General features: G+C 67.4%; 12 protein-coding genes. 6 read left to right on the top strand and 6 right to left on the bottom strand.

Going from position 1 to position 13,086, the window contains the following annotated elements; all coding sequences use genetic code 11:
* Nucleotides 1-43: 43 nt before the first annotated feature.
* The 4 genes from BLV01_RS11930 to BLV01_RS11915 form a co-directional block, all read right to left on the bottom strand.
* The gene (locus BLV01_RS11930; RefSeq protein WP_091799401.1) at nt 44-574 is read right to left on the bottom strand and encodes an Hcp family type VI secretion system effector; all 531 of its coding nucleotides are present in this window, start codon (nt 572-574) and stop codon (nt 44-46) included.
* Between the two features lie 147 nt (nt 575-721).
* The gene (gene tssC, locus BLV01_RS11925; protein WP_091799398.1) at nt 722-2,212 is read right to left on the bottom strand and encodes a type VI secretion system contractile sheath large subunit; all 1,491 of its coding nucleotides are present in this window, start codon (nt 2,210-2,212) and stop codon (nt 722-724) included.
* A gap of 2 nt (nt 2,213-2,214) precedes the next feature.
* Entirely contained in the window at nt 2,215-2,721 is a 507-nt protein-coding gene (gene tssB / locus BLV01_RS11920; RefSeq protein ID WP_091799394.1) for a type VI secretion system contractile sheath small subunit, read from the bottom strand.
* 67 nt (nt 2,722-2,788) lie between these two features.
* Nucleotides 2,789-3,262: a tetratricopeptide repeat protein gene (locus BLV01_RS11915; protein WP_254782625.1), complete on the bottom strand. Its 474-nt coding sequence runs from the start codon at nt 3,260-3,262 to the stop codon at nt 2,789-2,791.
* A gap of 349 nt (nt 3,263-3,611) precedes the next feature.
* Between BLV01_RS11915 and tssJ the strand changes: the two genes are divergently transcribed.
* The 6 genes from tssJ (at nt 3,612) to BLV01_RS11885 (ending at nt 11,976) form a co-directional block, all read left to right on the top strand.
* The gene (gene tssJ / locus BLV01_RS11910) at nt 3,612-4,256 is read left to right on the top strand and encodes a type VI secretion system lipoprotein TssJ (protein ID WP_091799388.1); all 645 of its coding nucleotides are present in this window, start codon (nt 3,612-3,614) and stop codon (nt 4,254-4,256) included.
* A gap of 215 nt (nt 4,257-4,471) precedes the next feature.
* Nucleotides 4,472-5,800, top strand: a complete 1,329-nt coding sequence (tssK, locus tag BLV01_RS11905) for a type VI secretion system baseplate subunit TssK (RefSeq protein ID WP_091799385.1) — start codon at nt 4,472-4,474, stop codon at nt 5,798-5,800.
* On the top strand, nt 5,797-6,582 hold the full coding sequence (icmH, locus tag BLV01_RS11900; RefSeq protein ID WP_091799382.1) for a type IVB secretion system protein IcmH/DotU: 786 nt from the start codon (nt 5,797-5,799) through the stop codon (nt 6,580-6,582). The genes tssK and icmH overlap by 4 nt, the downstream gene beginning before the upstream one ends.
* A gap of 173 nt (nt 6,583-6,755) precedes the next feature.
* Nucleotides 6,756-10,052, top strand: a complete 3,297-nt coding sequence (locus BLV01_RS11895; RefSeq protein WP_254782624.1) for a type VI secretion system Vgr family protein — start codon at nt 6,756-6,758, stop codon at nt 10,050-10,052.
* 5 nt (nt 10,053-10,057) lie between these two features.
* Nucleotides 10,058-11,305: a hypothetical protein gene (locus BLV01_RS11890; RefSeq protein ID WP_091799379.1), complete on the top strand. Its 1,248-nt coding sequence runs from the start codon at nt 10,058-10,060 to the stop codon at nt 11,303-11,305.
* Nucleotides 11,302-11,976, top strand: a complete 675-nt coding sequence (locus tag BLV01_RS11885) for a hypothetical protein (protein ID WP_139178635.1) — start codon at nt 11,302-11,304, stop codon at nt 11,974-11,976. The genes BLV01_RS11890 and BLV01_RS11885 overlap by 4 nt, the downstream gene beginning before the upstream one ends.
* A 40-nt stretch (nt 11,977-12,016) precedes the next feature.
* On the opposite strand, the gene BLV01_RS11880 is transcribed toward BLV01_RS11885, so the two are convergent.
* Complete coding sequence (locus tag BLV01_RS11880) at nt 12,017-12,670, bottom strand: hypothetical protein (protein ID WP_091799372.1); 654 nt, start codon at nt 12,668-12,670, stop codon at nt 12,017-12,019.
* 85 nt (nt 12,671-12,755) lie between these two features.
* Nucleotides 12,756-13,085 (bottom strand): hypothetical protein, encoded by a 330-nt coding sequence (locus BLV01_RS11875; protein WP_091799369.1) that lies wholly within the window; start codon nt 13,083-13,085, stop codon nt 12,756-12,758.
* Between the last annotated feature and the right edge of the window lies 1 nt (nt 13,086).

Raw genomic sequence — 13,086 nt, 5'->3', positions numbered from 1 at the left:
GCGCGGCATCCGCAAGGACGCCGCCCCCCGACAACCTCGAACCTCAGCCAGCGTACTGAGGGGTGTTCTTCGACCAGCTGTACTGGAAGGTGCTGTTGCCCTTCGGGCCGCCTTCGATGCCCTGCGCGGTGTAGGTGTCCTTCATCGTCGCGATCGACAGCTGGATGTCCTCCATCAGCAGGCCGTTGCTGCCGATGTAGGTGCGCACCTTGCTGACGACGATGTTCATCGCCTCGAACACGCGGTAGTTGATCGCCTTACCGTCCTTGCCGTCGGCGCGGCGGACGTTGACCGTCATCTTGTCCAGGGTCGAACCGTTGGCCGCGGCCTGCAGGAACGCAGTCGAGGACAGGTCGGCTTCCTTGACGATGTTGATCGTGGAGATCTCCGAACGCGCGGCGGTATGGCCGCCGGTGGACGAGCCAGTCGCCGAACGCGGCTGGACGACCTCGAAGTTGAAATCGAGCAGCTCGATCCAGTCCTTGTGATCGTTGTCGCGGGACTCGCCCTTGAACGGACCGATCTTGAGGAAAACGCTGGGCTTCTGCTTCAGTTCTTGGTTGCCACTAGACATAAATAGGTTCCTTATCTTCCGTGAGACAGTTGATGGTGCCGAAGGCTTTCGGCATTGGTTTGGAATAACAGCCAGGTGTGTTGCCAACTGCGGATAAGTACGGCTATTAGGGCTCCTTGCCCTTTACCACTCGCCGGGGGCGATGCTCTAACCCTTCTTGGCCCCCGCCGGAAGTTCCGCGACCAGACGCAAGGACACCGACAGCTCGTCGAGCTGGAAGTGCGGCCGCAGGAACGCCACCGCGCGGTAGACGCCGGGACGACCCGGCACCTCCGATACCTGGATCGCCGCTTCGCGCAACGGATGCTCGGCCTTGGCGTCCTGGGTCGCGTTGTCGTCGAGCAGCACGTACTGCGCGATCCAGCGATTGAGGAAGTCCTCGACGTTGCCGGCCGAAGCGAAGCTGCCGATCTTCTCGCGCATCATCGCCTTGAGGTAATGGGCGATGCGCGACACCGCGAACATGTACTGCAACTGCGCCGACAGCGAGGCGTTGGCGTTCGCCGAGTCGGTGTTGTACTTCTTCGCCTTCTGCGACGACTGCGCGCCGAAGAACGCGGCGTAGTCGGTGTTCTTGCAATGCACCAGCGGGATGAAGCCCAGGTCGCTGAGCTCCTTCTCGCGGCGGTCGGTGATCGCGACCTCGGTCGGGCACTTCAGCGCGACCTCGCCGTCGTCGGTGCGGAAGGTGTGGGTCGGCAGGTCCTCGACCAGGCCGCCGCCTTCCACGCCGCGGATCGCCGCGCACCAGGCGTAGTCCTCGAAGGCCTTGGTCAGGCGCGCGCCGAACGCGTAGGCGGTGTTGCACCACAGGTACTTGCTGTGGTCCTGGCCGTCGACTTCCTCGACGAAGTTGAAGCCCTCCACCACCGTGCCGTCCTTGGGGTTGTACGGCAGGCGGCCGAGGAAGCGCGGCAGGGTCAGGCCGACGTAGCGGCTGTCCTCGGAGTCGCGGAACGACTTCCACTTGGCGTATTCGACGGTGTCGAACACCTTGGCCATGTCGCGCGGCTTGCCCAGGTCGGTGAAGGTCTCCAGGCCGAACATCTCTTCCGACGCGGCCGAGATGAACGGCGCGTGCGCGGCGGCGGCGACGTGCGACATCTGTTCGACGAAGTACATGTCCTCGGCCTGGCGGCCGATGTAGTAGTCGCCCAGCAGCGCGCCGAACGGCGAGCCGCCGAAGGTGCCGAACTCTTCCTCGTAGACCTTCTTGAACAGCGAGCTCTGGTCGAAGTCGATCGCCGACTTGAAATCCTTCACCAGCTCGCGCTTGGGCGCGTTGAACACCTTGATCTTGAGCTGGGTGCCGGTGGATGTCTGCGAGCACAGGTAATGCAGGCCGCGCCAGGAGCTTTCCAGCTGCTGGAACTGCGGCGCGTGCATGATCGCGTTGAGCTGGTCGGAGATCAGCCGGTCCAGCTCGGCCACGCGCGCGTCGAGGGTCAGGTTGAGGTTGTCGGAGACGACGACCGTGCCTTCCAGCACCTCGCGCGCGAGCTCGGAAATGATGTCCTTGGCGCGTTCGTGCTCGGCGGCGGACTTGGCGACCTTGCTCTTCTCGACGATCTGGTCGAGCAGGCCGAGTTCCTCGGTGCCGGCGACGGCGCTGGCGCCGGCAGCTTGGGTAGCGTTCATGCTCACTCCTGCCCTTGCGGCTGGCCGCCGAGCTTCTTGAGCTGCTCGGTGTTGTTCAACACCTCGTTGAGCAGGTCTTCCAGCTTCTCGTTGCCGGCCAGCTTGTTGCGCAGGTCGGCGAGCTTGGTGCGCGCCTCCAGCAGCTTGCGCAGCGGATCGACCTGCTGCACCACCGCCTCGGGGCGGAAGTCTTCCATCGACTTGAAGTTCAGCTCGACGCCGAACTCGCCGCCGGCGTCGCTGATCTTGTTGGGGACGCGATAGACCGCGCGCGGCGCCATGCCTTCGAGCACTTCGTCGAAGTTGTCCATGTCGACGTTGACGAACTTACGGTCCTTGATCTTCGGCTGCGGGCCTTCCTGCTTGCCGCTGAAATCGCCGAGCACGCCGACCACGAACGGAATTTCCTTCTGTTCGATCGCGTCGCCCTTTTCGACGTCGTAGGTCAACTGGACCCGCGGCGGCCGGATCTTCTGCAGCCGCTTCTGAATGCTTTCCTTCTTGGCCATCACATCTTCTCCGTGACATGTAGCGCCCGACCGTCCTCAACTGCACCTGCGGCCATCGCGGCCGGGATCAGTTGAACGGGTTGTCGTCCTTGGGCTGAGCGGCCGCAGGCTTGGCGGGCTTCTTGGTCGGTCGCGACGACGGCGGCTTGGGCTGCGGGCGCGGCTGCGGCTTGGATTCTTCGCCGAGGACGAAATCGCGGCCCATGGTGTTGCGCATGGTCGTGGCGAGATCGCGGGCTTCCTTCTGCGCGGCGTCGGACACCAGCGCGCCGCTGCTCTGCAGGCGGTTCAGCGACTTCGACGCCACCCGCAATCCGCTCACGGTGAGCACGCTGTCGGCGATCTTGTCGTTGGGATCGCGCTTGAGCGCTTCTTCGGCGGCGACGATCGCGCGGCCGTAGTTGCCGGCATCGAACTGCAACTGCGCGCTGCGCAGCCACGGTTCCTTGCGCGTCGGATCGGCCTGGGCGGCCGCGTTGAAGCCGACCAGCGCCTGTTCCATGCGGCCGGCCGACAATTCGGCTTCGGCGTTACGGAGCAACGCGTTGTAGTCGTTGGGCGATTTTTTGGTGCCTCCGCCGCTGGCGCAAGATGCCAACGCAGTCGCAAAAAAAATGGCCATCAGCCATCGGTTCGCGGAGGTGGGGGACAGGTGTCTCATGGGGCTGTACTCTCCTTGTCGGCGCGCATGGTGCAAGGTGCGGACATCGCCCGATTCCAGTCGCTGGCGAGTCCTATCGGTGCACCTTCGCCCGGTATAGTAGCCTTTATCACGGTCGTCAAGCTGGCCGTGGCATTAGTATCTTTCTTCATGAAGGCCTTCACGCTGGCGGCAGGGGACGGCGGGTTGGGGATGGCCCCTGTGCAAGACGATATGGAGCAGGACGCTTATGGACACCCCTCGCCTTTCGCGCATTCAGCATGGTCGCCCGTCACGCTTTTGCCTCGCCTTCGCTCTAGGGTTCGCGCTCGTCGCCGGCGGTTGTTCCGCGCCCGGCGGCGTCAAGCAAGCCATGGGCAAGAGCATGGAAGCCTTCGGCCTCAAGAAACCCGCCGCGCCCGATCCGAACGCCGAATACTCGGTTCCGCTGCGGCTGTATGCGGGCGAGAACCTGAACGCCGGCGCCGAGAAGAAATCGCTGGCGTTGGTGGTGCGCATCTATCAGCTCAAGGACATCCAAAGGTTCGAGCAGGCGCCGTTCGAGGCCTTCCTCGACGAGAAGCGCGAGAAAGAAGCGCTCGGCGGCGACCTGATCGAGGTCAACGAAATCCTGATGACCCCGGGCCAGCGTCACGAGGTGCAGCAGAAGATGCCCGGCGCGGCCAGCCACCTGGGCGTGGTCGCGCTGTTCCGCAGTCCGGCGACCAGCCGCTGGCGGTTCTCCTTCGACGGCCGCAAGGCGGTCAAGGATGGGATCACCATCGGCCTGCACGCCTGTGCGATGACCGCGGCCGACACCGCCGCGCTGACCACGGTGCTGTCGTCGGCGGCCAATTCACTGTCCTCCACCAACTGCGCCAAGCCCGGTCGCTGAACGGGGCTCCGCGGCGGCCGGCGACGGTCGAAACCGGGCTCGGATGAGTTGTAGTAACCTCGACTGGTCCGCCTTCTGGATGGAAGGCGGCGGGCGTTGACGAACCAGCGCCGCCCGTTCCGCAACCGCGGTGCGGCGGCGGCACCCGCGGGTCGCGGGCGCGGTTCGTCCCGACAGTCGTCATCAATGGATTGCAAGAGGCGCGCATGAGTCGGATGTCCAAGATCTTCTGGGGTGAAGGCCTGTTCCTGCGCCCGCAACACTTCCAGCGCCAGGACGCCTACCACGAAGGCCAGGTGCGCGAGATGTCCTCCGCGCTGCACCCTTACGCGTGGGGCCTGCGCCAGGCGCGCTTCGACGTGCAAAGCCTGGCCAGCGGCACGCTGCGCGCGCTGCAGCTGTCGGCGATCTTTCCCGACGGCGAAAGCTATGCCGCGCCGGGCGACGACGAATTGCCCGAGGCGGTCAGCCTCGCCGACCTGCCGGCCGGGGTGCAGTCCACCACCATCCACCTGGCCCTGCCGCTGCTCAAGGAGCACGGCGGCAACTGCGCCGAAGGCGCGGCGGCGGCGCGCTTCACCCAGCACAACCAGGTCACGCTCGATCTGTATACCGACGCGGCCGAGGCGGAGCTGGCGTACCTGCGCAAGAGCGTGCGCCTGCTCACCGACGACGAGCCGCGCGATCCCTACGTGACCGTGCCGGTCGCGCGGGTGCGGCGCACGCCCACCGGCGGGTTCGAACTCGACGACACGTTCCTGGCGCCGTCGATCAGCGTGTCCGCATCCGCGCAGCTGCATGCGCAGCTGCGGCGCCTGCTCGATTCGCTGCAGGCCAAGACCGACGCGCTGTACGGCCTGCACCGCGAGCCGTCGCAGCACATCATCGAGTTCCGCTCCGGCGACATCGCCTCGTTCTGGCTGCTGCACACCGTCAACAGCTCCTTCGCCGCGCTCTCGCACCTGTTCCGCCATCCCGGCCTGCATCCCGAGCGCCTGCACCAGGAGCTGTCGCGGCTGGCCGGCTCGCTGCTGACCTTCTCCAAGATCTACGGCCTGGGCGACCTGCCCGCGTACGCGCACGCCGACCCCGAGGCCGGCTTCGAGCGTTTGTTCGAGATGATCCGCGAACTGCTCGACACGGTGATCTCCGCGCGCTACTTCCAGATCGCGCTGTCGGAGGTCAAGCCGTCCTTCCACCTGGGCCGGCTGGATTCGCAGCGCATCGACGAGAAGTCGGTGTTCTACCTCGGCGTGGCCGCGGACATCCCCGGGCCCGAGCTGATCCAGACGATACCCGTGCGGTTCAAGGTCGGCGCGCCCGACGACGTCGAGAAGTGCGTGCTGTCGGCGCTGCCCGGGGTCAAGCTCACCCACGCCGGGCAGGTGCCGGCGGCGATCCCGGTGCGTCCGGGCAGCTACTACTTCGCGGTGGAACCGCGCGGCCCGCTGTACGAGCGCATGATCAAGTCGCAATCGCTGATGATCTATGTGCCGTCCGGCGTGCGCGACCTCAAACTCGAACTCATCGCCCTGATGCCATGAACTATCCCCAGCCCCCGATCCCCCAAGGCATGCCGTCGCTGGGCCCGAGCCAGTCCGCGCCGGCGCCCGCCAGCGCGCCCGCGCGCAGCCTGCTCGACCTGATGTCCGACGGTTTCTACCTGCTGATGCTGCTCAAGCGCGGCCAGCTGCCGAGCACGGAAGCGCCGTTCGTGGAGTCGATCAAGCGCTTCCTCGACGGCACCGAGCGCGGCGCGGTCAAGCTCGGCATCGGTTCGGAAGACGTCTACGCGGCCAAGTACGCGTTCTGCGCGGCGCTCGACGAGGCGATCCTGTCGCAGCCCTCGGACCTGCGCGAGGAGTGGGAGCGCAATCCGCTGCAGCTGCGCCTGTTCGGCGAACACCTCGCCGGCGAGCACTTCTTCGACCGGCTCGAGCAGCTGCGCGCGCAAGGCGCGCCGCGGCTGCCGTCGCTGGAGGTCTACTACTACTGCCTGCTGCTCGGCTTCGAAGGCAAGTACCGCCTGGAAGGCCCGGAGAAGCTCGGCTACCTGACGGCGCGCCTGGGCGACGAGATCGCCTACCTCAAGGGCAAGCGCGCGCCGTTCGCGCCGCACTGGGCGCCGCCGGACCGGATCCAGCACGCCCTGCGCCGGGTCACCCCGATCTGGGCGCCGGTCGCGGTCGTCGGCATCGGCGCGATGCTCGCCTTCCTCGCCTTCAGCACGCTCGCCGCACGCGACACCAACCGGCAACTGGCCCAGTACAACGACGTGGTGCAGATGCCGGCCGATACAGCGCAGTTGACGATCACCTTGCCCTGACGTCCAACCCCCAGGTGCTACGGATATGGATATCCCCACGCTAGAACCGATCCGCACGCGGGGCTTGCGCCCGCGCCGTGCGCACGCGCCGGCGGCGACGCCCGCCGCGCCCATCGTCGCGACTCGTCGCCGCATGAGCGGCGGCCGCGGCGCCATCGCGGGAGTCGCCCGCCATGACTGATCCCTACAGTCCCTTCGCCCTCGGCGGCGCCGCCGCTTCGGCCGCGGCGCCGGAACTGGCCCGGTTCGCCGAGACCTCGGCGCTGGCCGACGAGTTGATCGCGATGGCGCGCTCCGGCGGCGACACCACGGCGCTGTCGGACGAGCTGATCTCGATGGCGCGTTCCGAGCTGCCGCAGATCACCCGCGACATGCCCGCGGTCGAAGTCGCCGCGTCGGCGATCGACACCGAAGGCCTGCTCGGCAAGCTCGCCACCGCCGCGCCGGTCGCGGCGATGGTGCTGCAATCGCTGCAGCGCGGCGCCAGCCGCGAGGCCGTCGCCAAGCAGCTCGCGCCGCGCGCCTTGCAGGCGATGGGCGTGCCGACCTCGCTGGCGGACATGGCCGATGTCGCCGCCCCCACGCAAATCAAGCTGCCCGGCGGCGCCGGCGGCCTGGCGGACACCGCCGCGCAGGTCCTGTCGCCGCGATCCTTCGACCGCGACGCCGTTCCGTTCGACGCGCCGTTCGAAACCGCGCGCGACATCGCCTCCGAGCTTCCGCTCGCGCGCCAGGCCGAATCGCTGCTGCGCTCCACCCCGCAAGCCGCGCGCGCGCTGGCGTCGCGCTTCGTCGGTGGCCAGCATCTGGTCGAGATCGAAACCGCCCTGCCCGGCGCGTTCCTGGTCGAACGTTTCCACGGCCACGAGGCGGTCTGCGACAGCTTCCGCTTCGAGATCGACTGCATTTCCACCGCGTCCGCGCTCGACACCGCCGCCCTGGTCGGCGAACCGCTGACGCTGCGCCTGCAACGCGCCGACGGCTCGTACCGGCACTGGCGCGGCCTGTGCAGCCAGGCCGCGCCGCTGGGCAGCGACGGCGGCTACTCGCGCTATCGGCTGACCCTGGAGCCGTGGCTGGCGCTGTTGAAGCTGCGCCGCAACGCGCTGATCTTCCAGGACCGCGACGCGCTGGAAGTGCTCGAGCGCGTGTTCGCCGACTATCCGCAGGCCGCGTGGCGCTTCGATGTCGCCCGCAGCCTGCCCAAGCCGGCGATCACCACCCAGTACCGCGAGAGCGACTACGACTTCGTGCTGCGCCTGCTCGCCGACGCCGGCCTGGCCTGGCGCTTCGATCACGCCCAGGCCGAGGACGAGGAAGGCTCGGCCTCGGCGCAGGGCGACAGCGGCCACACCCTGGTGATCTTCGACAGCCAGGCCGAAGTGCCCGCGGCCTCGCCCGACACGCTGCGCTTCCATCGCACCGCCAGCACCGAGAACGAAGACGCGATCGGCCACTTCAGCGAGCTGCGCCAGGCCACGCCCGATGCGGTCGGCACCGCCAGCTGGCAGGCCGAGCAGGTCGAGGCGCTGTCGGCCAGCGCCCTGGGCGATCCGGCCGGGCCGAACCTGCCGCGGCGCGAGGTCTACAGCGTGCCGCGCAGCGGCCGCTATGCCGAGCGCGACCATGCCCAGACCACCGCCGAGCTGCGCCTGGACGCCCTGCGCCTGCCGCAGCGCCTGCACGCCGGCAGCGGCAGCGGCCGCGGCGTCGATGCCGGGCGCGCCTTCACCCTGAGCCAGCACGCCGACCTGTCCGGACAGGCGTTCGTGCCGCTGCGGGTCGAACATCTGGCCGCCAACAACCTCGCCTCCAACGCCGTCGCGATCCTCGACGCATCGGGCCTGGAACGCGGCAGCTACCGCAACCGCTTCCTCGCCGTGCCGCTCGGCACTGCGATCGTGCCGCTGCCGCGCCCCAAGCCGATCGCGCCGGGCGCCCAGACCGCGCGCGTGGTCGGCCTGGCCGACGCCGCCAACACCGTCACCCGCGACCACCAGGTGCGCATCCAGTTCGCCTGGCAGCGCGGCGCCGTGCCGACTTACGGCGGCGCCAACGAGACCGGTTCCAGCGCCCATCCCGACGGCCACGCCCCGGGCGACGAAACCTCCGGCACCTGGGTCCGCGTGGCCGAATGGCTGGCCGGCCCGAACTGGGGCAGCCACGCGCTGCCGCGCATCGGCGCCGAGGTCCTGGTCGAGTTCCTGCACGCCGACATCGACCAGCCGCTGGTCACCGGCCAGTTGTTCAACGGCGAAGTCGCGCCGCCGTTCGCGGCCGGCCAGGACTCGCCGGCCAACCACATCGGCACCCTCAGCGGCCTGCACACCCAGTCGCTGGACGGCGACGGCCGCCAGCAGTGGGTGGTCGACGACGCCCCGGGGCAACTGCGCCAGCGCCTGCACACCACCCTGGCCGACAGCCGCCTGGAACTGGGCTACCTGATCCACCACAGCGACGCCCAGCGCGGCGCGCTGCGCGGGCAGGGCTTCGATCTGGCTACGCTGGGCTGGGGCAACCTGCATGCCGCGCAAGGCGTGCTGCTGTCGACCACGGCGCGCGCCAACGCGCGCTCTACCCAGTTCGACATCGCCGAGGCGGTGGCCCAGCTCAAGGGCGCGCAGCAGACCGCGCAGGCGCTCGACAATGCCGCGGTCCAAAACCAGGTGCCGGCGCTGAAGGGCAATGCGCAACAGGACGCCTTCCTCGCCGCGGTCGACGCGCAACAAAACGGCAAGTACAGCGGCGATGTCGCCGGCCAGCCGGCCAGCAAGCCCAGCGGCGAGCGCCGCGACGGCGGCGACCCGGTCGAGCGCTTCGCCGCGGCGATGCTGGTCGCCGAGTCGCCCGACAGCCTGGCCGCGACCACCCCGGCCAGCGCGCTGTCCTACGCCGGCGGCCACAGCCACCTGACCGTGCAGGACGACGCCCACTTCGCCGCCGGCCAGACCTTCGCCGCCGTCAGCGGCGCCCACAGCGCCCTGTACGCACAACAAGGCCCGCTGCGCGCGATCGCCGCCCAGGGCCCGGTCAGCGTGCGCGCCCACGTCGGCACGCTGGAACTGCTGGCCGACCAGTCCGTCACCGTCACCGCCACCGACGAACGCATCGACGTGCTGGCCAAGCAGAAGATCGTGCTGCAGGCCGGGCAGACGCGGGTCACCCTGGAAGGCGGCGACATCACCTTCGAGTGCCCGGGGAACTTCACGGTCAAGGCGGGGATGCATCCGTTCAAGGGTGGCGGCAGCGATGCGGCGCAGTTGGCCAAGCTGCCCGATACCCGCCCCAAGATCTTCGACGAGGCGTTCGTGCTGGTCGATCGCGACAGCGGCCATCCGGTAGCGAACCGCGCCTACCGCATCATCCTCGCCAACGGCGATATCGAAGAAGGCGTGACCGACGACAAGGGGCACACGCACTTGGTCAAGACCGCCGAAGCGCAGTCCGTGAAAATCGAAGTCGCGAGCTGACGGCCATGTCCAATCATTTTCCGATCAAGGCCGCCTCCGTCACCAGTCCTCCGGCCAATATCAAGCGGGCCAGGGTCGTCGTTCCGCCTTCGCTGATCGAAGCGGAAATCCTGAGCGTCAGCTGGGGCAGCGGCATCGTCGTATCGCGCAAGAAAACCGCGGTGACCGCGCCGCACTGGGAACTCGGGCAAACACTGGACGAGGTCGATACGCCCGACGACCTGCTCTACCGCACCGGCTCGCAGAAGCCCGGCGCCTACGTGGTCAAGGCCAAGGCCGGGACGAACAACAAGGCCAAGGTCAAAGTAAGGATCAAGCGCGCAGCGGCGGGCATGGCGGCGACGCTGACGCTCAAGGGAGAACTGAAAGGCCTTAAGTTCCAGGGCGATTGTCCGTCGTCCGTCGGCGAACACGAGGTCAGCGTCGAGATCCTCAACCTGCCCGATACCACCGAACACTACCAGGGCGACGCACGGTGGTCGCTGGAAGACCCTGCGTCGAAAGCCTCATCGGCGCTTGCGCCGGCCACCCGGCTCGAGCTGTTCGTGCTGCTGGACGCGCCGACCGGCCCATTCGCGACCGAGGTGTGGGCCGAGGCGCTGCGTTTCTTGTTCATCCGCGCCGGACTGGGCGCAAGCGCGAAGGCGGATGCCGCGATCAGGAAGATCACACGCTACTGCCACGGCAAGCACGGCCTGCACTACGACACCCAGCGCGGAGCCTCGTTCTTCGGCGGAGACGACGGCCTGAATGGCAATGCATTCCAGTTGATGCGGTACATGCAGAAGAAGTCCGCGCCGATATGCCCCGCGTCGGGAGCCGTCGACGACGGGCGCACCGTCAATTGCTACGACCAGGCATGCGCCGTGCAGACCCTGGCTTGCTCGCTCGGCATTCCGGCTCGCTGTTACTATCAAAATCCGTTCGGCTTCATCAACAAGACCGACCTCATCGGCGTCGGCGCCTGCAACAACCCGTTTTATTCCAGCAACGGCACGTCGCCGATGATCGGCGCGAACGACCCGAACCGCACCCAGTTCGGAAACCATGCGTTCGCCCATCTCGCCACGCGCGTCGAAGACGCCTGCGCAGGCCCCCATCATAATGAGACGCTGAAGGCCTATCTCACCGGTTCGATCGACGTGCCCACGACCATGAAAACCAACGGCATCGCGGGCAAGAAGCCGGAGGACTACATCGCCGATCTCATAGCAGGGGTCTACGAGATTCCCGGCGCAAGGGAAGTGAAATGAAACGCCTTATTCCGATGGTCCTCCTCGCCGGGCTGATCGCCGCGGGCGAGGCCCAGGCTCACCCAGCAGGAATGTCCACCATGAACGACGACGCCGCACTGAGCGCTTTCCGCAAGGCTTTCCAATCTTCTCCCGCGGTCGGCGAGTTCAAGGCTTCGGTCGATTGGGAACGAAAGCTGCGAACCGCCGACCGAACCACCGTCGTCGCCCGCAACTGGGACGACCTGGGTAACGACCCTGCGCCGATCGAGACGCTGCACATCGACTCGCGCGATCGCGAAGTCGCCTCTGTCGAGAGCGCCAAGAGCGTGCAGTTCACCTTCGGCGGGACGATCGACGGCGCGCAAGTCTCGATCCTGATCGCCCAGACCGGCAGCCTCGACGCCGCCGCCGAATTCTTCCTCACGAAGATCTCGGCCACGACGCGGACCCAGTTGAACTATGTCGCCGGGCCGCGCGATCTGGGCACCGTGGCCGCCAAGTTCGATACGACCGGACCCGGCGGGTCCTTGATCTGGATCTACAAGAACCTCTGTTTCGATGTACGCGGTCCCGATTTTCGCGCCGTGGAATCGTTGAGCCGCAAGCTTCAGTCGCTCGCCGAGCAGTCACTGGTACCGGCCCCGGATGCGACGCCGGCTCAACGCAGGCCGGCTCCCGGAAGCGGCTGAGCCGCCATCGCCCCCGGGGCGGGCGAACCTCGTCGCGCGCTCAGCCCCGCTCGGCTTGCGCCTCGACGGGCGCATACGACGCGATCTGCATCGTCATGACCGCATTGGCGATTTCGAGGAACTCGCGCGAGAACGCCGCCAGGTAGAGCTTTCCGCCGACCCGGTGGAAGATCAGGAACGGATACGCGTCGCGCTGCAGCTTGCCGACTGCCGGTGCTTTCAGCTCGCCGCGCTTGAAAGACTTGCGCAAGAACTCATCGACCCGGTCGCCGTCATCCCAGGCCTTGGTATAGACGATCTCAACCGGCTGCCCCCCCAGCTTCGGGTGCAGCGTCGCGCCGGGAACCGAGCCACCGTCGCCGGCGAAATCGCTGTTCTGGACGACCTGGGCCAGCAACACACCGGCTGGGGCCGTATAGCTCTTGCGCTCGGGCGGGAATAAGGTGTGTTTGGCATGCAACTCGTCGAGGGCGTTATCGGCGATGCCATCGGGCCACAGAGAACCTGCAAAGGCCTTGGCCGCGCTCCAGTCATCGCCCTCGCCGCGATCGTCGGCCCGGGCGGCCGCGCGGTAGTCCTCGACGAAGCGCGCGCGCCATTCTTCGAACTCCGCGCGGGTGACCGCGGCGGACGCCGTTCCCGCCACCGCGGTCCAGAGCAGGACAACCGTCATCAGTCGTAGCATCAGCTTCATGATCTGTGGTCGCAGGTTGAGGCAAGCACGAACATCGTCGCAACACGAGCCAGCATAGCCGTCCGCACTGCGGCCGGCGTGACCCTCAGCTAAGCGCCGGCGGCCGCAGGAACATCGAGACCAGGCACGCCAGCAACGCCGGCCCGGCGACGAACAGCAATTGGAACACCGGGTAGGCGAAATTTCGGTCCTTGCCGATCGCCGCGATACCGAGCGCCAGAACCGAGCCGACCACGGCCAGGAACACTACGCTGGCCCACCACACCGCGTTGGACAGCGCGTAATCCGGCGGCGACTTGGCTAAGCGCGCGAACAGCAGGATCACCGTGCCCAGCGGGAACAACGCCCACAACCCATACCGCACGAAGTTCAACGCTCCGGTGAAGGCGAAAAACAGCGAGGTGAACGTTTCCATG

This window comes from Lysobacter sp. yr284 (assembly GCF_900107375.1).
In the GTDB taxonomy this organism is placed as follows: domain Bacteria; phylum Pseudomonadota; class Gammaproteobacteria; order Xanthomonadales; family Xanthomonadaceae; genus Lysobacter.
This window is presented reverse-complemented; position numbering and strand designations above follow the sequence as displayed.